This is a genomic window from Streptomyces sp. a15 (assembly GCF_059026085.1).
This window is the reverse complement of the sequence record NZ_JBWLKM010000045.1, coordinates 40,945-59,840: the sequence shown is the minus strand read 5'-3', so window position 1 is coordinate 59,840 and position 18,896 is coordinate 40,945. Positions and strand designations below refer to the sequence as shown.

The window sequence follows — 18,896 nt, the reverse complement described above, 5'->3', positions numbered from 1 at the left end:
GGGACGGGGGTGGGAGGGGTCAAGGTGCTTGAAGAGTCGAAAAGATTCGACAAGAGGCGTTGAGGGAAAGTCAGTGACTCCTCTGTTCTTTACCGTCACTTGGCGCTAGCTTCGTTGACACCAGTGGGAGCGGTTCCATCAGTCGACGCGTCCGTCACGACGTGCCCGAACTGCAAGGACTCGCTCATGCGACACCCCCCGCGTTCAGTACTTTTAGCCGTCGCCGGCGCGGTCGCCCTAGTCGGGTCCGTGACGGTGCCGGTGGTCACGGCCTCCGGAGCTGCACCCGCCTGCACGGTGGAGTACTCCGTCACCAGCCAGTGGGGCACCGGCTTCCAGGGCGCCGTGAACATCACCAACAACACGGCTGCCGTGAGCAGTTGGAAGCTGACCTTCGACCTTGCGAACGGCCAGAAGGTCGACCAGGGCTGGAACGCCAAGTGGTCCCAGTCCGGTACGACCGTCACCGCCGCCAACGAGAGCTACAACGGCTCGCTCGGCACCGGCGCGAGCATCAGCGCCGGGTTCCTCGCCACCTCGTCGGGGAACAACGCCGTACCGACGTCGTTCCAGTTGAACGGCACCACCTGCAACGTCGACGCCGAACCGTCGCCCACCCCGGATCCGACCGATCCGACCGATCCGACCGATCCCGGTGACGGCACGGCACCTGTCTTACGCGCGGTGGGCAACAAGCTCATGGACGCCGAGGGCGGCACCCGCCGCATGCTCGGCGTGAACCGGTCCGGCGGCGAGTTCATGTGCGTGCAGGGCCGCGGCATCTTCGACGGGCCGGTCGACGACGCCTCTGTCAAGGCGATCGCCGACTGGAACGCCAACACCGTCCGTATCCCCCTCAACGAGGAGTGCTGGCTGGGCCTTTCCAACATCCGACCCGAGTACGCGGGCACCCACTACATCAACGCCGTCAAGGACCTGGTGGCGAAGGTGAAGGCCAACGGCATGACGCCGATGCTCGAACTGCACTGGACCCACGGCCAGTACACCGGCAACTCCGCCGGCTGCGCCGACGTGCACGCCAGCTGCCAGAAGCCGATGCCCGACATGCAGTACACCCCGTCCTTCTGGACCTCGGTGGCCAACACCTTCAAGGACGACCCGACCGTCGTCTTCGACCTGTTCAACGAGCCCTACCCGGACCGTGCCACCCCCACGATCACCCAGGCGTGGCAGTGCTGGCGGGACGGCGGCACCTGCCCGGGTATCGGTTATGAGGTCGCCGGTATGCAGGATCTTGTAGACAGTGTCCGCAATACCGGCGCCAAGAACCTGATCCTGGTCGGCGGGCTCGCGTACGCGAACGACCTGAGCCAGTGGCTCGCCCACAAACCCACCGACCCGGCGGGCAATCTCGCCGCCGCCTGGCATGTGTACAACTTCAACACCTGCTCCAACGAGAGCTGCTTCGACGCCACGCTCGCCCCGGTCGCCGCCCAAGTACCGCTCGTGGCCGGAGAGATCGGCGAGAACACCTGCTCACACGGCTTCGTCGACCGGGTCATGAAGTGGTTCGACGACCGCGGCCAGTCGTACCTGGGCTGGACCTGGAACACATGGAACTGCTCCACGGGTCCCGCCCTGATCACCAGTTACGACGGTACGCCCACGGCGTACGGCATCGGGCTGCGCGACCATCTGCGCGCCCTGAACGGCTGACAACTCCCGCAACCGAGTCACCCGCAACCGAGAAGGAACCCGCAACCGAGAAGGAACCCGCACTCATGAGTCGTACCAGAACCGCGATACTCGCTGCCCTGGCACTGGTCGCCGGGGCCTCAGGGACGGCGTTCGCCGTCGTACCGGGGGACGTCGGCGCCGCCGCCGTCCCGTGCACCGTCGACTACAAGGTGCAGAACCAGTGGGACACCGGCTTCACCGCCGCCGTCACCGTCACCAACAACGGTGCCGCCAAGTCGAGTTGGGCGGTGAAGTGGTCGTACGCCGGTAACCAGAAGGTCACCAGCGGCTGGAACGCCAAGGTCAGCCAGAGCGGCACCGCCGTCACCGCCGCCAACGAGTCCTACAACGGCACGCTCGCCACCGGCGGTTCGGCCAGCTTCGGCTTCCAGGGCACCTACAGCGGCACCAACGCGATCCCGGCCACCTTCACCCTCGACGGCGTGACCTGCAACGTCGACGACGGCAGCGGCGGCCCCACCGATCCGCCGGACCCGACCGGCCCGAAGGTCGACAACCCGTACTCCGGCGCCAAGGTGTACGTGAACCCGGAGTGGTCCGCGAAGGCCGCCGCCGAGCCGGGCGGCAGCCGTATCTCCAACCAGCCGACCGGCGTCTGGCTCGACCGCATCGCCGCGATCAACGGCGTCAACGGCGGCATGGGTCTGCGCGACCACCTTGACACGGCGCTTACACAGAAGGGCTCCGGCGAACTCGTCGTCCAGCTCGTCATCTACAACCTGCCCGGACGCGACTGCGCCGCCCTCGCCTCCAACGGTGAACTCGGCCCGACGGAGATCGACAAGTACAAGACGCAGTACATCGACCCGATCGCCGCGATCCTCGCCGACCCCAAGTACGCCGGGCTGCGGATCGTCAACACCATCGAGATCGACTCGCTGCCCAACCTCGTCACCAACACCGGCAGCCGGCCCACGGCCACCCCGCAGTGCGACGTGATGAAGGCCAACGGCAACTACCAGAAGGGCGTCGGCTACGCCCTGAACAAGCTCGGTGACGCGCCCAACGTCTACAACTACATCGACGCCGGACACCACGGCTGGATCGGCTGGGACGACAACTTCGCCCCCAGCGCCGCCCTGTTCAAGGAGGCGGCGACCACGGAGGGCGCCACCGTCAACGACGTCCACGGCTTCATCACCAACACGGCCAACTACAGCGCCCTGAAGGAGAACAACTTCACCATCAACGACTCGGTGGCCGGCAAGTCGGTCCGTGAGTCCGCGTGGGTGGACTGGAACCGCTACGTCGACGAGCTGTCGTTCGCCCAGGCCTTCCGCAACCAGCTGGTCACCACCGGCTTCAACTCCGGTATCGGCATGCTGATCGACACCTCCCGCAACGGCTGGGGCGGCACCGCACGGCCCACCGGACCGGGCGCGATGACGGACGTCAACACGTATGTCAACGGCGGCCGCTACGACCGTCGCATCCACGTCGGCAACTGGTGCAACCAGTCCGGCGCCGGCCTCGGCGAGCGCCCGCAGGCCAACCCGGCCGCCGGGATCGACGCCTACGTGTGGATGAAGCCCCCGGGGGAGTCCGACGGTTCGAGCCAGTTCATCGAGAACCCGGAGGGCAAGGGCTTCGACCGGATGTGCGACCCCACCTACGAGGGCAACGCCCGCAACGGCTTCAACATGTCGGGCGCGCTGCCGAACTCTCCGCTGTCGGGGCACTGGTTCTCGGCACAGTTCCAGGAGCTCATGAAGAACGCCTACCCGGCGCTGTAGCACCCCGGCGCTGTAGCACCCTGAAGTGATCCGCCGGGGTCAGCCTTCGCGGGCCAGACCCCGGCGGATCGCGAACTCCACCGCCGAGTAGTTCCCGTCCGCCCGCTCCAGCTCGTAGGGCACCGCCGGACACAGCGGCGGCTGCGCCATGAAGCGGGGGCGGGTGCCGTGGTGCGGCTGGGCGGCGTGTACCAGGAAGGGATGGCACAGGTAGACGTCGCCTGGGCGGCCGGTGGCGTACGCGAGGGGGCGGTGCGCGGAGGCCGCCGCCACCTTCGGGCCCAGCTCCATGAAGGAGGCGCCCTCTTCGCCGTACGGCTCCAGCACCGGCGGTACGTCGAGATGCGAGCCAATCCTGATGCGGGTCGGGGCGTCGGCCTCGGTGACCTCGCTGAACAGGAACAGCATCAGCAGCGCGCGGTCCCTCGATCGTAGGTTCGTGTGGTAGTTCGCGGCGCCCTCGGGGAGGTAGCTTCCCTCGATGTGCCAGCCCGCGTCGTCGGGTTCCTCCGCGTGCGGGAACCTCAGCGGGAAGCTGCCCAGCGAATAGCGGGGCTCCCAACGGCCCTCGCCGACCAGCAGATCGAACGCCTCATGCAATACGGGGGTGTTGGCGGCCGCCGCGAACGGCCCCTGGACCATGCCCGCCACCCAGTGCACCGGGTCCTTCCAGGTGGCCGGGTCCTCGGCGTCGTATCCCGTCTCCCGCCACAGGAGCCGGACGCAGTCCTCGGCGACGCGCGGCGGAAAGGCGCCCTCGATCCTCACGAACCCGTCCTCGAGGAAACGCTCCACCAGTTCGTCGTCCATACGGTCATCGTGAGTGATTCGCCGCGCAGGGCGCACCCCATTTTCCGATGCCGATTCCGTCGACGTTTTTGCTGTGGTGGCAACAGTGGTGGCCCTTGCGCGGTGCGTCGGCGCACGCTGGCCGCATCCTGACGAGAGGCTGACGTCCATGGCGCACCACGACCACGACCACGATCCGCACGACCACGGCCCGGATCATCCGGTCCCACACCACCACGGTCCGGACCACGCTCACGGCCACAGCGACATCGACTGGAACGAGATGGCACCGCTGCTGGAGAGCCAGGCGGAGCTGTTCACGCCCCTGTACGAGCGGGCCCTGGCGTGGCTCGGCCACAAGCAGACCGAGCCAGGGTTGATCGTCGACGCGGGCAGCGGACCCGGCGTCGTCTCCTGTCTGCTCGCCGATGCCTTCCCCGGTGCCCGTGTCGTCGCCGTCGACGGCACAGAACCGCTGCTGGAACGGGCCCGCGCCCGGGCCGTCCGGCTCGGCGTCGCCGATCGTTTCGACACCCTCGGTGGTGAACTCCCTGGCGTTCTGGACGACTTGGACTATCCCGTAGACCTTCTGTGGGCCAGTCGGAGCCTGCACCATCTGGGCGATCAGCGCGCCGCCCTCGCCGCCTTCGCGGTCCGGCTCGCGCCCGGCGGCACGCTCGCGCTCCTGGAGGGTGGCCTGCCCACCCGGTTCCTGCCCCGCGACATCGGCATCGGGCGGCCCGGGCTGCAGGCGCGCCTGGATGCGGTGGAGGAGGAGTGGTTCGCGCAGATGCGTGCGGACCTGCCCGGAGCGGTCGCCGAGACCGAGGACTGGCCGGCGCTGATGACCGCCGCGGGCCTCAGGCCGACCGGCACGCGCAGCTTCCTGCTCGATCTGCCCGCACCGACCACGGACCGGGCTCGCGCCTATGTCGCCGCGTTGCTGACCCGCCGCCGTGACGTCATCGGCGACCACCTCGACGCCACTGACCGAGCCGCGCTCGACCGGCTCCTCGACCCCGAGGACCGGGCGAGTGTCCACCAACGGCCGGATGTGTTCCTGCTCGCGGCGCATACGGTATACACGGCTGTGCGTACCGAGTGACGTCGACCGTATGCAATCAACAGCGGCCCGGCCGGGCGTAGACCGTGATCCGTGCTCCCTGCACATGCCGAGTGCGACAGGCCACGAAGTACGTGGCGAGCACCCGCCGTTTGACCGCCTCCTGCGGCACGCGGTCCAGCGGCTCCCCGGCAGGGTCGCCCACCGCGAGAACCCGCGCCGTCGCCAGCATCCGGGCGCGGATGACGGCGGCGGGCACCTCCGTGCCGTACAGCGTGTGCGAGGCCACCGGACCGCCGTCAAGCGCGAGGTCACGCAGACCGCGCACGGAGTCCGGGTCGGGCAGCGACCACACACGACGCCGCGAGGGCATGAAGACGACACCGTCGGCGTCGCCGCCCGCCGCGCGGACGGCCTCGGCGATGGCGGCGACGTCGTCGGTACGGCTCTGCGGTGCGCGTAGCTGAAGCGTGATCGGCAGCAGCGCCAGCACGGCCGTCCCGGCGGCCAGCACGGCGACGGTCCGGATCCGGCCCGCCGCACGGACGAGCCGGTCGAGGGCGGCGCCGACCAGCAGGGCGGTGCCCGCCTGGCCGTAGAGGACATAGCGGTCGACGTACAGCGGCTTGACCAGCGAGACCAGCAGAAGCAGCAGCGCGGGCAGGACGAGGAGCGGCAGCGCCAGCGTGGTGATTCCCATCCCCTCCCGGCTTCGCCCACCGCCCCGGAGCAGTGCCGCACAGGCCAGCCCGAGCACGCTCACCCCGACGAAGCCCGCCAGAGCGCCGGCGCCGATCCCGCCTATCCACGCCACCTGGTCCGACTGACGCGTACTCAGCACGACCAGCGGGGCGAGGCCCGCACAGACCACGAGCGCCACCAGGGCCCCCGCGCGGCGATCCGCACGCGGCAGCGCCACCAGATGTGCGGCGAGGGCGAGCACTGCGAACTCGTGCAGTAGACACGCGGCCAGCACGACCGAGCCATAAGCGGCCCAGGCCCGGCCCGTGCGCCGCCGAACGGCCCGCACCAGCAGGTACGAAGCCCAGACGACCAGGGCGCAGACGAGTGCATACGATCGACCTTCTTGTGCATACCGCTGGACCGGCGGCAGCCACGCGAAGACGACACCGGCGAGCAGCCCCGCACGCGGCCCCGCGAGACAGCGCCCCAGCAGGGCCAGCGTCCCGGCTGCCGCGGCGGTCGCCAGGACCGACGGCAGACGCAGCACCAGCAGCGGATCCACCCCGTCGAACACCCGGAAGAGGCCGTGCAGGAACAGGTAGTACAGGCCGTGCACGGCGTCGACGCCGTGCAGCGTCGCCCACAGGTCGGGCAACGAACGGCGGGCCATGTCGTACGTCACCACCTCGTCCCGCCACATGCTCCCCTCCCGCCGGACACCCCACAGACCGAGGGCGAGGGAGAGCACGACCGGGAGCAGCGCGTGCCACCGAGCGCGTGCACGAGGGACGGCGTCGGGCGAGGACGGCAACCGGGCGGGCCGTAGAAGAGGTCCTGGAGTGTGTGTGGTGGCGATGGCTGACTCCGGTGCGAGGCGGAAAGCGCGAGCCCTACGAGCGGGCCGTGCGAGCGGGCCGTGCGAAGACGTGCACCGACGAGTCCAGGCGACCGCGGATTGTTGGGCAGCCCCGGTTCGGAGCGCCAATCAATATGCGAGAGCCGGTTGTTAGCGTGTGGGACGGCCGTGAGCGAGGGGGAGACACGCATGGGGCGCCGGGAAAAACCGCTGGATCCGGGGGCCGGAGCGGTACAGCGCTTCGCCTACGAACTGCGCAAACTGCGCGACGAGGCGGGCACCCCGACCTACCGGGCGATGGCGCAGGGCGCCGGCTATTCGCCGCCCACACTGTCCGCCGCCGCGTCCGGCGAACGGCTGCCCACCCTGCCGGTCCTCCTGGCCTACGTCACCGCGTGCGGCGGCGATCCGTGTGAGTGGGAGGCCCGCTGGCGGGAGGCCGTCGCCGACTCGGCCGACGCCCGCGCGTCCGACGACACCGACGGCGACGACAGCCCCTACCCGGGACTCGCCCGCTTCGAGACCGGCGACGGGGAGTACTTCCACGGCCGGGACGACCTGATCACCGAACTGCTCCGGCTCACCTCCCGCGCGAGGTTCGCGGCGATCGTCGGCGCCTCCGGGAGCGGCAAGTCGTCGCTGCTGCGGGCGGGGTTGGTGCCGGCGTTGCGACTGACGGCGGATGGCGGTCGACGGTATGCAGCCGACTGTCTCCCGGCGTCACGTCCGTCAACAGATGTGAGTCGACTGCATACAGTCGACCCCATCCCCCATATCGCCGCCATCCGCCTGTTCGCCCCGGGCCCTCACCCCACCCGCACCCACGATCCGCTGTTCACCCCGCATGCCGCACCGGGCGACACCCTCCTCGTCGTCGACCAGTTCGAAGAGGTCTTCACCCTCTGCACCGACGCCGACGAACGCGCCCGTTTCCTCTCCCGGTTGCTCGCGGCGGTGGACCCGGCGTCCCGGCTGCGCGTCGTGGTCGCCGTACGTGCCGATTTCTACGGTCGCTGCGCGGACCACGGTCCGCTCGCCGAGGCACTGCGGGACTCCGCGCTGCTCGTCGGGCCGATGTCGCCGCGGGCGTTGCGGGAGGCAGTGGTGCGGCCGGCCGCGGCGCGTCGGCTCGTGGTCGAACGCGCCCTGACCGCACGGATCGTGGCGGACGTGGCCGGCGAACCGGGCGGCCTGCCGCTGATGGCCCACGCGCTGCGCGAGGTCTGGCGTCGCCGTACCGGCAAGACGCTGACGCTCGCGGCCTACGACGCCGTCGGCGGCGTCCAGGGAGCCGTCGCGCACACCGCGGAAGCCGTACACGGCCGATGCACGCCCGCCGAAGCCGCCGCCCTGCGGGCGCTGCTGCTGCGCCTGGTGAACCCCGGCGACGGTACCGAAGACACCCGGCGCCCTGCCGACCGCGAGGAGCTCGACGCCGACGAGACGACTGCACGCGTCCTGGAACGTCTTGTGGACTGTCGGCTGTTGACCGTCGACGGTGACACGGTCGACCTCGCTCACGAGGCACTCCTCGGCGCCTGGCCTCGGCTGCGTGGCTGGCTGGACGAGGACCGCGAACGGCTGCGGATGCACCGTCGGCTCACCGAAGCGGCCCGGGGCTGGGCCGAGTTGGACCGGGACGCGGGCGCGCTCTACCGCGGCACCCGGCTCACCGAGGCGCGCGAGACCTTCGGTGACGGAGGTGAAGGGGGTGCCACGCAGGGCGAGTTGAACCGGCTCGAGCGCGATTTCCTGGCCGCGAGCGTGGCGGCGTACGAACACGGCCGGCGGGTCGCGACCCGGACCGCTCGCCGCCTGCGTGCGCTGTCGGGTGGGCTCGCCGTGCTGCTGTGCCTGGCGGTGGTCGCGGGCCTGGCCGCCTGGCGGCAGGGCGAGGTCAGCGCGCGGCAGCGCGACGAGGCCGAGGCCCGCAGTGTTGCCGCGCTGGCCGGCACGCTGCGTTCCACCGAGCCGCGCACAGCGATGCGCCTGGCCCTCGCCGCCTGGCGCACCGCCGACCTGCCCGAGACGCGGGAGTCCCTGCGGACGGCCGCGGCGCAGAGCGAACAGGACGTGTTCGTCCAGCCCGAGGTGGGGCCGCGCGCGCTCGACGCGCCCGCCTGGCTGAGCCAGGACGGCAGGATCCTGACGACTGTCGTCCATGACAAGGCCGTGCAGTGGGACGTGGTGGAGCGTCGGCGCATCCGTTCGGTGGAGCGCGAGGGCCTGTCCGAGGGCGTGCTCGATGTCAGCGAGGACGGTCGGATGGTCGCGTACCGTCCCCCCGGCGGCGAGGACATGGTGATCGGCGGGCTGGCGGACGGCAGCACGCGTCGTCTGCCGACCGGCTCGTGGAGCAACACCGATGTCGCCTTCGGCCCGAGCGGGCGCACCTTCGTCCTGCGGCGTCCGGTCCGCGGCTCGGACAGCGGCCGGGCGACGCTCGACGTGTGGGACATCCGCCGGCAGAAGCTGCTGTTCCGGTACGAGCGGGGCAGTGACGACGGCGCGCTGCCGGTGCTGAGCCGCGACGACCGCCATGTCGCCTGGTGTGCGCACGACGGCGGCCGGTTGAGGATCCTGGATGCCGTCGAGGGGCGCCTCGTCACCACGCCGGTGCCCCGGGCGACCGAGCGGACGCTGTGTCAGGGTGACCTCACGTTCACCGCCGACCAGCGGGCTCTGGCCTCCGGCACCCCCGAGTCCATCGTGACCTGGGACTTCCACGTCGGCCGTGAACGCCCCCGGCTGCCGCTCGCGGGCGGCGCGCACGCCGTGGAGTTCGCCGGCGCCTATGCCCTGGCCTGGGGCAAGGGCTCCCTCACCCTGTGGCGTACGGACCTTCCCGACCCCGGGGATGACAGCCCACGTGAGCCGCTCCTCACCTATCCGGTGGCCGCCTCCGGCATCGGCGACATCCGGCTGGACCCCGGCCAGGGCGTGCTGCGCTACCGCGAGGGCGGACGGACGAACGCCGTGAGCACCCTCTCGCTGCACGGGCTGATGGACAGGGCCTGGCGGGACGAGCCGGCATCCGAGGCGACACCGCCGGTCACCGTCGCCGGTGCGGAGATCGTGGCGGTCGACACCACCGGCCGTACCGCACTGACCCCGGAGGGAACGCTCGTCGACGCGTCAACGGGCAAGCTCCGCAAGGGAGCCGAAGGAGTCGACGGCGAGGACTACCTCACCACCGCAGTCTTCAGCCCCGACGGCAGATACCTCGCCGCGGCCGACTACCAGGGCCGCCTGACCCTGTGGGACGCGCGCGGCTGGCGCAGGGTCGCCGTCCTGAGGGCCGTCGGCTCCACCCTGCACGGGGTGGCTCTGGCGTTCTCCGCCGACGGCTCGCTCCTCGCGGGCAGCGCGCCGGACGGTTCCGTGCAGGTGTGGGAGACGGCCTCGCCCGCGCTGTCACCGGCCACACTGCAGGCCGGGGACGGGCCGGTCCGCGCGCTTCGATTCACGGAGGACGGCGACCAGTTGAACATCGCCACCCCTCATCTCGCCGAGCGTGTCCACCCGTTGGCGGCGAACCGGGCGGCGGACGAGGCGTGCGCACGAGCGCACCGCGGTCTGACCGAGGCCGAGTGGCACCGCTACTTCCCCTCGGCCGAGTACCGCGACACCTGCGGACCCTGACCCCACCCCGACCCGACCCGACCGTGCCGCGCCCCAACCCCGCCCGGCACCCCTTGACTTCGAGAGTGCTCCAACTGATGGACTCCCCGGCATCGACACCAACGCAAGGTCCATCGACGTCCCAGGGGGAACCATGACCGACTCTCCGGTCACGCTCATCACCGGCGGCGGCAGCGGCATCGGCGCCGCGGTCGCCCGGCGGCTGCTCGACGCCGGCCACCGCGTGGCCGTCACCGGCCGCGGCGCGGAACGACTGCGCGGCTTCGCCGAGGAACTCGGCCGTCCCGACGGTCTGTTGACGCTCGTCGGCAACGCGGCCGAGTACGACAGTATCCAGTCGGCTGTCGACCGTACACTCAAGGAATACGGTCGACTGGATACAGTCGTCGCCAACGCCGGCTTCGCCACCCACGACTCCGTCGCGGACGGCGACCCCGCCGGATGGACCGAGATGGTGCTGACCAACGTCCTCGGCCCCGCGCTGCTCATCCGCGCGTCGATCGACGCCCTCAAGGAGACCCGCGGCCGGATCGTGCTGGTCGGCAGTGTCGCCGGGTTCGTGCCGACGCCCGGCAATATCTACGGGGCGACGAAGTGGGCGGTGACCGGGCTTGCCGAGAACACCCGTCGGCAGGTGACGGAGTTCGGGGTCGGCGTGACCCTGATCGCACCCGGCCGGGTGGAGACCCCGTTCTGGGACAGCTACGGAAGCCTGCCTCCCGGGCAGCTGCTCACCGCCGACCAGATCGCCGACTCCATCGTGTGGGCCATGGGCCAGCCCGTCGGTGTCGACATCAACACCGTCGTCGTGCGGCCGATCGGGCAGCCCAACTGACAAGAGCCTTCCGTCAGTTGTCGCGGAGGAACCGCTTCGCCAGCCGCTCGCCCTCGGTCACCGCCGCTGTGCGGCTCTCGATGGGGGACACCTGGGAGTTCCTGAACAGGATGTAGGTCACCCCGGAGGCCGCGCCGCCCGTCGCCGGGTCCGGGTTGATGCCGAGGGCGCGTGCGGTGGCGTACGACGCCTCGCCGATGATCTTCGTGGGGCCGGTGTCGCCGACGACGGCGTACTGCACCTGCCTGCCGTGGACCACCGCGACCACGCCGCCGCCCTTGATGCCCGCGCGGGCATGGTTCCAGATGCCGCTCGCCCCGGGGACGACGACGTACGGCAGGGTGTCGGAGCGCAGGGGCCTGCCGTCGGACTGGTGGAAGGCGGTGTCGGGGTGGAACCAGGGGTCGGTCCGCTCGTTGCACTTCGCGGTGCGCCGGCCGTCGCAGTCGATGTCCATGTCGGCCTTCCAGAACACCGCCCCCTTCTTGCCGCACACCGGGACCGTGGCCCGGCTGCCCGTGTCGGTGCGGTACCTGCCGTGGGAGATCTGCGTGCAGGACTTCACCTTCGCGAGCAGGTCGGCCGCGCCGACCGAGCCCTCCCGGGCCGACGTCGGGTGCGAGGTGCCGTAGGCGCTCGCGGAGAGCGGGGGCTGCCCGGCGGCCAGCAGAGCGGCGGCGGAGAGTGTGGTGAGGGTCAGCGTCCGGAGGTGCACTGCGAGGGACCCTTCTGCAGGGAATCGGTTGGGAAGTCCGTTAATAACGTGTAATGAAGTCCGTTAATAACGTGTAATAACGTGTCCCTACCATGTGGGTCCGCGGCCGCCCGCCGACACGGCCGCGGCCTCCCCCGCCCGGGTGGCGTACATGGCCGCGCCCCGGGACCGGCACCACCGAGGTGGTGTCGGTCCCGGGGCGCGAGGCCGGGAAAGGTCAGCCGACGTCGAACGTCGCCGGGTCCGGGCCCAGACGACGGTCCTCGTTCAACGCGCTGATCGCCGCCAGGTCCTCGGCGTCCAGGCTGAAGTCGAAGACCTCGAGGTTCTCCTTGATCCGGGACGGCGTGACGGACTTCGGGATCACGACGTTGCCGAGCTGGAGGTGCCAGCGCAGCACGACCTGGGCCGGGGTACGGCCGTGCTTCTGGGCGATGGCGACGATCGCCGGAACCTCCAGGAGACCCTTGCCCTGGCCGAGCGGCGACCAGGCCTCGGTGGCGATGCCCTGTTCGGCGTGGTACTCGCGGGAGGCGTGCTGCTGCAGGTGCGGGTGCAGCTCGATCTGGTTGACCGCCGGGATGACGGACGTCTCGGCGATCAGACGCTCGAGGTGCTCCGGAAGGAAGTTGGACACACCGATGGCGCGCACACGGCCGTCGGCGAGGAGCTTCTCGAACGCCCGGTAGGTGTCGACGTACTTGTCCGCGGACGGCAGCGGCCAGTGCATCAGGTACAGGTCGAGGTAGTCCAGGCCGAGCGTGGCCAGCGACGTGTCGAAGGCGCGCAGCGTGGAGTCGTATCCCTGGTCGCTGTTCCAGAGCTTGGTGGTGACGAAGACGTCCTCGCGGGGGACTCCGGAGGCCGCGATCGCCTTGCCGGTGCCCTCTTCATTGCCGTAGATCGCCGCTGTGTCGATGCTGCGGTACCCGGCCTCCAGCGCGGTGGTGACCGCCTGCTCCGCCTCGTCGTCCGGCACCTGCCAGACTCCGAAGCCCAGCTGGGGCATCTCGACGCCGTTGTTGAGGATGATCGGGGGGACCTTGCTGCTCACGAGCTCGTGATCCTTACGGTTGTCGTCAGGTGGTACCACCATCGTCAACGATCACGAGCCGTTATGCATTCCTGACCGGAGAATCAGTAGGAATCGGTAGGAATTAGGCGGAAACAACCGGAGTGTGCCGGTATCGAGCCTCATGCCCGGTACAGCGCCTCGACCTCGCTCGCGTACGCGTTCTCGATCGCCTTGCGCTTCAGCTTGAGCGACGGGGTGAGCAGGCCGTGTTCCTCGGTGAAGGGCTGGGCGAGGATGCGGAACGTGCGGATCGACTCGGCCTGCGAGACCTGGGTGTTGGCGGCGACCACGGCCCGCCGTACCTCCGTCTCCAGGTCCGCGTCCCGCACCAGCTCGGCGGGCGACATCCGCGGTTTGCCACGCATCGTCAGCCAGTGCTCGACGGCCTCCTGGTCGAGGGTGACCAGGGCGGCGATGTACGGGCGGTCGTTGCCGACGACGATGCACTGGGCGACCAGCGGATGGTCGCGCACCCGTTCCTCCAGCTGGCCGGGGGAGACGCTCTTGCCGCCGGAGGTGACCAGGATCTCCTTCTTGCGGCCGGTGATGGTGAGGTAGCCGTCCTCGTCGAGGGAGCCGAGGTCGCCGGTGGCGAGCCAGCCGTCGTGCAGGGCCTCGTCCGTGGCCTTGGGGTTGTTGAGGTAGCCCTGGAAGACGTTCTCGCCGCGCAGCCAGATCTCGCTGTCGTCCGCGATGTGCACGGTCATGCCGGGGATGGGCTGCCCGACGGTGCCGTAGCGGGTGCGCTCGGGCGGGTTGGCGGTCGCGGCGGCGGTGGTCTCGGTGAGGCCGTAGCCCTCGTAGATGTGCACGCCCGCGCCCGCGAAGAACAGGCCGAGCCTGCGGTCCATCCCCGAGCCGCCGGTCATCGCCTGCCGGATGCGGCCGCCCATCGCCGCCCGCATCTTGGAGTAGACGAGTTTGTCGAACAGCTGGTGCTGCATGCGCAGACCCGCCGACGGGCCGGGCCCGATGCCCCAGGCCTTCGCCTCCATCGCCTCCGCGTACTTCACGGCGACCCCGACAGCCTTCTCGAACGGCCCGGCCTTGCCGTCCTTCTCCGCCTTGCGGCGGGAGGCGTTGAAGACCTTCTCGAAGATGTACGGCACCCCGAGGAAGAACGTCGGCTTGAACGCGGCCAGGTCGGGCATCAGGGCGGCCGCGCTCAGCTGTGGCTGGTGGCCGAACTTGACCCTGCCGCGGATCGCGGCGACCTGCACCATCCGCCCGAAGACGTGCGCCAGCGGCAGGAACAGCAGGGTTGCCGCCTCGTCGCCCTTCTTGGAGTGGAAGACTGGCTCCCACCGCTCGATCATCGTGTCCGCCTCGTACATGAAGTTGCCGTGCGAGATGACACAGCCCTTGGGGCGGCCGGTGGTGCCCGAGGTGTAGATGATCGTCGCGGTCGAGTCGGGGGTGACGGCCTGCCGGTGCCGGTGCACCACCTCGTCGTCGAGGTGGGCGCCGGCGTCGTACAACTCCTGTAGGGCGCCCGCGTCCAGCTGCCACAACTGGCGCAGTTGCGGCAGCCGGTCGATGACGGTGGCGATCGTCATGGCGTGGTCCTCGTGCTCCACGACGGCCGCCGTGCACTCGGCGTCGTACAGCATCCAGAAGCACTGTTCGGCCGAGGACGTGGGATAGACGGGCACCACCTGGGCACCGATCGTCCACAGGGCGAAGTCGAACAGGGTCCACTCGTAGCGGGTGGGGGACATGATCGCGACGCGGTCGCCGAAGCGGACGCCCTGGGCGAGCAGGCCCTTGGCGAGGGCGAGGACCTCGTCGCGGAACTCGGCGGCGGTCACGTCCCGCCACTGCCCGGTGTCGTCCTTGCGGCCGAGCGCGCTGTACAGCGGGTCCTCCTGCGCATGCCGGAAGACGACGTCGGCCAGACCGCCCACCGGCGGTGCCAACGCCAACGGAGGGTTGGTGAACTCGCGCAATCCCCGCTCCCCGCCTCTGGTGACGCTCCGCACAGCGCCGTGAAAGCTACCCCACCCGGGGAGCGGGCGGGAGGGGCGCGGAAATCGAGCAGTGCTCACGTATGCACTGGTCAGTGGCGGAAAATGCGCCCACATGGGGAAGGGTCGGACAGAAACCTGACGGTTGAGCAAGTTTCGGTGCCGTAATCTCCACCGAATCTGTACGACCTGATGACGGCCGTCGCGGTGGCCGGATTACGCCTCTCGCGACGACCCGATCATGACCACCCGGTCGAGACGAGGGGCCGGTCGGCCTCAGCCGTGCTGTGCGGCCCTCTCCTGTGTCAGCGTCGCGGCGGCCGGATCCGTCACAGGGGCCCGCGCCGGCCGCGGAGTCCTGACCAGCGCGAGCACCAGCACGCCGGCGACCACGGCCACCGTTGCGGCGACGAGCGCCGCCCGGTCGAGCCCGGCGGTGAAGGCCGCCCGCAGGGTCTGCTCGGAGAACGTGCCCCCGACGTGGCGGCCTCGCCGTTCCTGCGGCGGGTGAAGCAGCTCACCTACCAGCGGCCGTCGCGCTGACGCCATTGCCGCCGCTGCAGCGTCAACGGCGGTGCAGCCGGTCCCCGCCCGCCAGGATCACCGCCGCCAGCGCGTCGGCGGCGCCCTGGGCGGCCGTACGGCGGCCGCCGTGGACCAGGACGAAGTCGACGCGGCCGAGTTCCGGCAGGCCCGACCGGTCGGGGACGCGTACCAGGCCGGGCGGGAGCAGGCCCCGGGAGTGGGCCATCACGCCGAGGCCCGCGCGGGCCGCCGCGACCAGCCCGTTGAGGCTGGCGCTGGTGCACGCGACGCGCCAGGCCCGGCCCTGCCGCTCCAGCGCCTCCAGGGCGAGCGCCCGGGTGATGCCCGGCGGCGGGTACACGATCAACGGCACCGGCCGGTCCGCGTCCAGGCGCAGCCGCTCGGCGCCGATCCAGACCAGTTCGTCGTGCCAGACCAGCTGGCCGCGCGGGTCCTCGGGGCGCCGCTTCGCCAGCATCAGGTCCAGCTTCCCGGCCGCCAACTGCTCGTGCAGCGTGCCCGACAGCTCGACCGTCAGCTCCAGGTCGACCTCCGGATGGTCGTGCCTGAAGCCCTCCAGGATTTCGGGCAGCCGGGTCAGCACGAAGTCCTCCGACGCGCCGAACCGTAGCCGGCCGCGCACCCGCGTCCCCGTGAAGAACGCCGCCGCCTGCTCGTGCACCTCGAGGATCCGGCGTGCGAAACCGAGCATCGCCTCACCGTCCTCCGTCAGCTCCACGGAGTGGGTGTCCCGGGTGAACAACTGCCGCCCGGCGGCATCCTCCAGCCGCCGCACGTGCTGGCTGACCGTGGACTGGCGCAGCCCCAGCCGCCGGGCGGCCTGCGTGAAGCTCAGCGTCTGGGCCACCGCGAGGAACGTACGCAGCTGGGAGGGGTCGTACACGAGGCCCAGGCTATCGCGGAACGTGATGACAGTGAGTGCGGTATACCGGATTCCCGATCGCCGGGTGAGAGAGCAGGATGGAGAGGGGACCCGTGACCCGGCGGCCGAAGGCCCGTCCCCCGCCGTACCACCGACAGCACCGAGCAAGTGGAGCACCGTGAAACGCCTGCGTTGGCCGAGTTGGATGCCGATCGACCCGTACATCCTGCTGCTGCTCGGGACGGTGGGCCTCGCGGCTCTCCTCCCGGCGCGCGGGACGTCGGCCGACGTGGCCTCCGGCGCCTCCACGGGCGCCATCGCCTTCCTCTTCTTCCTCTACGGCGCACGCCTGTCGACCCGTGAGGCGCTGGACGGGCTCAAGCACTGGCGGCTCCACGTCACCGTCCTGGCCTGCACGTTCCTCGTGTTCCCGCTGCTGGGACTGGCCGCCCGCGGACTCGTCCCCGTCTTCCTGACCCACCCGCTCTACCAGGGCCTGCTCTTCCTCACCCTTGTGCCCTCGACCATCCAGTCGTCGATCGCCTTCACCTCAATGGCCCGCGGAAACGTTCCCGCCGCGATCTGCGCCGGCTCCTTCTCCTCCCTGGTGGGCATCGTCGTCACCCCGCTGCTTGCGGCCGCCCTGCTCGGCAACAGCGGCGGCGGGTTCTCCGCCGACTCGGTGCTGAAGATCGTGCTCCAGCTGCTGGTGCCGTTCCTCGCCGGGCAACTGCTGCGCCGCTGGATCGGCGGCTTCGTCGCCCGGCACAAGAAGGTCCTCGGCCTGGTCGACCGCGGCTCGATCCTCCTCGTCGTCTACACGGCGTTCAGCGAGGGCATGGTCCAGGGCATCTGGCACCAGGTGAGCCCCGTCAGGCTGGCCGGCCTGCTCGGCGTCGAGGCCGTGATCCTCGCCGTGATGCTGGCCCTGACCTGGTACGGCAGCAAGGCGCTCCGTTTCAGCCGGGAGGACCGGATCGCGATCCAGTTCGCCGGCTCGAAGAAGTCCCTCGCCTCCGGACTGCCCATGGCGAGCGTCCTGTTCGGCGCGCATGCCGCGCTGGCCGTGCTGCCGCTGATGCTCTTCCACCAGATGCAGCTGATGGTGTGCGCGGTGATCGCCAAACGCCGCTCGCACGACCCCGACGACTCCGGCGTGGCCCGCGAGGAGGTCACCTCGCCGGCGTCAGCCGCAGGGTCACGAACCGCGGTCGGTACAGGGACACGTTCCGGTTGAGCTGCGCCGCCGCGCCCGTCGCCTCCAGCCAGTTGACGTCGTAGCTCAGCACCAGCCTTCCGTCACCGCCGAGTTCTGGGTGCACCTGGGGGTTGTAGGCGGCGACCTGCCCCTGCGGCAGGGACGGGGTGAAGTCCTTCGCCGGGCCGTGCCAGGGCCCGGTGGGGGAGCAGGCCCAGTACGAGGTCACCGTGGTCAGCCCCCGCGCCCCCGCCGCCATCGTGAACAGCACGTACGTCCCGCCCTCCCGCACCACCGAAAACGCGCTGCCCACCCCGGTGCGCCGCCCGTCCCCGAGTACGGCACCCGGGCGGGCGCGCGCCGCCCAGCCGGAACCGTCCCAGTACTCCCAGGCGGCCGGATCCCCGAGCCCGCCCTCGGGCACCCGCGCCACGTACGCCTGCGAGGCGGGCCGGGACGCGGCCTGCCCGTCGTCGCCGCCGAACACGTAGGTCCAGCCGCCCTTCTCGACCAGCGTCGTCCCGAACAGCACCCGCCGGGACGGATCCTGGACGAGCCGCTGGTCGAGCACCTCGACGACCGACTCGACCCGCAGGTCGGGCAGGGACAGCGTGGCGACCTCGGTGGCGGTGGGCACGCCGTAGATCCACGGCGCCGCCCCGGCCGTGCGCACCCACAGCAGCACCCGCAGCACCTGCTCGGAGGAGCCGGGGGAGCGGGGCTCGACTCGGGCCGCGACCGGCCAGCGCCACTGGTTCGGGCCCGGGTCGTGGAACAGCGGCGCGGGCAGCGTCGCCTGCAGCCGCCCCTCGTCCATCAGCACGGCCGAATTGCGCACGAGCGGCGCCGTCCCGTCCCGCCAGGCGTACGACTCGCCGACCGGGTTGGGCGGGCGGTGCACCTGGCCGAGGTAGGTGTCCGAGAACAGCCACAGCAGCCGGCCGTCCGGCAGCCGCACCGAGTGCGTGCCGTCGCCGCCGGTCCAGTCGTCGGCACGGGTCGCGTCGTCGCCGTAGCGGGCGAACTCGGCGGTGAGACGGTCGTCAGTCGACCACGAGCCGACGGTATGCGGTATACAGTCTCCCGAATTCTGTTGATTGTCGTCGTCCGGCAGTGCGCTGAGCAGCACCGCCGCGAGAACCAGGGCCATCAGCAGGCCGACCCCGACTCCCGTCCGTTGTCGTGCTCGTATGTCCTCGGGCACGCTCCCGGACG

At 70.6% G+C, this 18,896-nt stretch carries 14 protein-coding genes; 6 read left to right on the top strand and 8 right to left on the bottom strand.

The genetic code is table 11. The annotated features are described in order from the left end of the window. Window positions 1–186 precede the first annotated feature (186 nt). Together AC5P09_RS33595 and AC5P09_RS33590 are read left to right on the top strand one after the other, a co-directional pair. A complete protein-coding gene (locus AC5P09_RS33595) occupies window positions 187–1,677 on the top strand; it encodes a cellulase family glycosylhydrolase (protein ID WP_493877491.1) in 1,491 nt (496 codons plus the stop codon). A 65-nt stretch (window positions 1,678–1,742) separates the two neighbouring features. After that, window positions 1,743–3,452, top strand: a complete 1,710-nt coding sequence (locus tag AC5P09_RS33590; protein ID WP_493877490.1) for a glycoside hydrolase family 6 protein — start codon at window positions 1,743–1,745, stop codon at window positions 3,450–3,452. Window positions 3,453–3,491: 39 nt separating this feature from the next. On the opposite strand, the gene AC5P09_RS33585 is transcribed toward AC5P09_RS33590, so the two are convergent. Further along, window positions 3,492–4,262 (bottom strand): phytanoyl-CoA dioxygenase family protein, encoded by a 771-nt coding sequence (locus AC5P09_RS33585; RefSeq protein ID WP_493877489.1) that lies wholly within the window; start codon window positions 4,260–4,262, stop codon window positions 3,492–3,494. 148 nt (window positions 4,263–4,410) lie between these two features. Here AC5P09_RS33585 and AC5P09_RS33580 point away from each other — a divergent pair, with 148 nt between their 5' ends. Then, complete coding sequence (locus AC5P09_RS33580; RefSeq protein ID WP_493877488.1) at window positions 4,411–5,346, top strand: class I SAM-dependent methyltransferase; 936 nt, start codon at window positions 4,411–4,413, stop codon at window positions 5,344–5,346. Between the two features lie 16 nt (window positions 5,347–5,362). Here AC5P09_RS33580 and AC5P09_RS33575 read toward each other — a convergent pair whose 3' ends face one another. Then, window positions 5,363–6,688 carry a glycosyltransferase family 39 protein gene (locus AC5P09_RS33575; protein ID WP_493877487.1) on the bottom strand — a complete coding sequence of 442 codons (1,326 nt, stop codon included), beginning with the start codon at window positions 6,686–6,688 and terminating at the stop codon, window positions 5,363–5,365. A gap of 345 nt (window positions 6,689–7,033) precedes the next feature. On the opposite strand from AC5P09_RS33575, the gene AC5P09_RS33570 reads away from it, so the two are divergent. Together AC5P09_RS33570 and AC5P09_RS33565 are read left to right on the top strand one after the other, a co-directional pair. Further along, entirely contained in the window at window positions 7,034–10,486 is a 3,453-nt protein-coding gene (locus AC5P09_RS33570) for an nSTAND1 domain-containing NTPase (protein WP_493877486.1), read from the top strand. Between the two features lie 133 nt (window positions 10,487–10,619). Then, complete coding sequence (locus AC5P09_RS33565) at window positions 10,620–11,321, top strand: SDR family oxidoreductase (protein WP_493877485.1); 702 nt, start codon at window positions 10,620–10,622, stop codon at window positions 11,319–11,321. 13 nt (window positions 11,322–11,334) lie between these two features. Here AC5P09_RS33565 and AC5P09_RS33560 read toward each other — a convergent pair whose 3' ends face one another. The 5 genes from AC5P09_RS33560 to AC5P09_RS33540 form a co-directional block, all read right to left on the bottom strand. Beyond that, window positions 11,335–12,036, bottom strand: coding sequence for a glycoside hydrolase family 75 protein (locus AC5P09_RS33560; protein WP_493877484.1), 702 nt, complete (start codon window positions 12,034–12,036; stop codon window positions 11,335–11,337). Between the two features lie 217 nt (window positions 12,037–12,253). After that, entirely contained in the window at window positions 12,254–13,090 is an 837-nt protein-coding gene (locus AC5P09_RS33555; RefSeq protein ID WP_493877483.1) for an aldo/keto reductase, read from the bottom strand. Window positions 13,091–13,230: 140 nt separating this feature from the next. Continuing rightward, window positions 13,231–15,057 (bottom strand): AMP-dependent synthetase/ligase, encoded by a 1,827-nt coding sequence (locus AC5P09_RS33550; RefSeq protein WP_493877482.1) that lies wholly within the window; start codon window positions 15,055–15,057, stop codon window positions 13,231–13,233. Between the two features lie 294 nt (window positions 15,058–15,351). Continuing rightward, window positions 15,352–15,624 carry a hypothetical protein gene (locus tag AC5P09_RS33545; protein WP_493877481.1) on the bottom strand — a complete coding sequence of 91 codons (273 nt, stop codon included), beginning with the start codon at window positions 15,622–15,624 and terminating at the stop codon, window positions 15,352–15,354. A gap of 16 nt (window positions 15,625–15,640) precedes the next feature. Beyond that, window positions 15,641–16,504 (bottom strand): LysR substrate-binding domain-containing protein, encoded by an 864-nt coding sequence (locus AC5P09_RS33540; protein ID WP_493877480.1) that lies wholly within the window; start codon window positions 16,502–16,504, stop codon window positions 15,641–15,643. Between the two features lie 184 nt (window positions 16,505–16,688). Between AC5P09_RS33540 and AC5P09_RS33535 the strand changes: the two genes are divergently transcribed. Next, complete coding sequence (locus AC5P09_RS33535; protein ID WP_493877504.1) at window positions 16,689–17,720, top strand: bile acid:sodium symporter family protein; 1,032 nt, start codon at window positions 16,689–16,691, stop codon at window positions 17,718–17,720. Here the strand turns inward: AC5P09_RS33535 and AC5P09_RS33530 are convergent. Next, a complete protein-coding gene (locus tag AC5P09_RS33530; protein ID WP_493877479.1) occupies window positions 17,656–18,885 on the bottom strand; it encodes a DUF5005 domain-containing protein in 1,230 nt (409 codons plus the stop codon). The genes AC5P09_RS33535 and AC5P09_RS33530 overlap by 65 nt on opposite strands. Window positions 18,886–18,896: the final 11 nt, after the last annotated feature.

What these genes read in the sequence shown, in the direction of transcription:
- AC5P09_RS33545 (WP_493877481.1), bottom strand. Translation starts at nt 15,624, where the DNA reads ATGGCGTCAGCGCGACGGCCGCTGGTAGGTGAGCTGCTTCACCCGCCG.
- AC5P09_RS33580 (WP_493877488.1), top strand. Translation starts at nt 4,411, where the DNA reads ATGGCGCACCACGACCACGACCACGATCCGCACGACCACGGCCCGGAT.
- AC5P09_RS33595 (WP_493877491.1), top strand. Translation starts at nt 187, where the DNA reads ATGCGACACCCCCCGCGTTCAGTACTTTTAGCCGTCGCCGGCGCGGTC.
- AC5P09_RS33565 (WP_493877485.1), top strand. Translation starts at nt 10,620, where the DNA reads ATGACCGACTCTCCGGTCACGCTCATCACCGGCGGCGGCAGCGGCATC.
- AC5P09_RS33590 (WP_493877490.1), top strand. Translation starts at nt 1,743, where the DNA reads ATGAGTCGTACCAGAACCGCGATACTCGCTGCCCTGGCACTGGTCGCC.
- AC5P09_RS33585 (WP_493877489.1), bottom strand. Translation starts at nt 4,262, where the DNA reads ATGGACGACGAACTGGTGGAGCGTTTCCTCGAGGACGGGTTCGTGAGG.
- AC5P09_RS33575 (WP_493877487.1), bottom strand. Translation starts at nt 6,688, where the DNA reads ATGTGGCGGGACGAGGTGGTGACGTACGACATGGCCCGCCGTTCGTTG.
- AC5P09_RS33535 (WP_493877504.1), top strand. Translation starts at nt 16,689, where the DNA reads ATGCCGATCGACCCGTACATCCTGCTGCTGCTCGGGACGGTGGGCCTC.
- AC5P09_RS33570 (WP_493877486.1), top strand. Translation starts at nt 7,034, where the DNA reads ATGGGGCGCCGGGAAAAACCGCTGGATCCGGGGGCCGGAGCGGTACAG.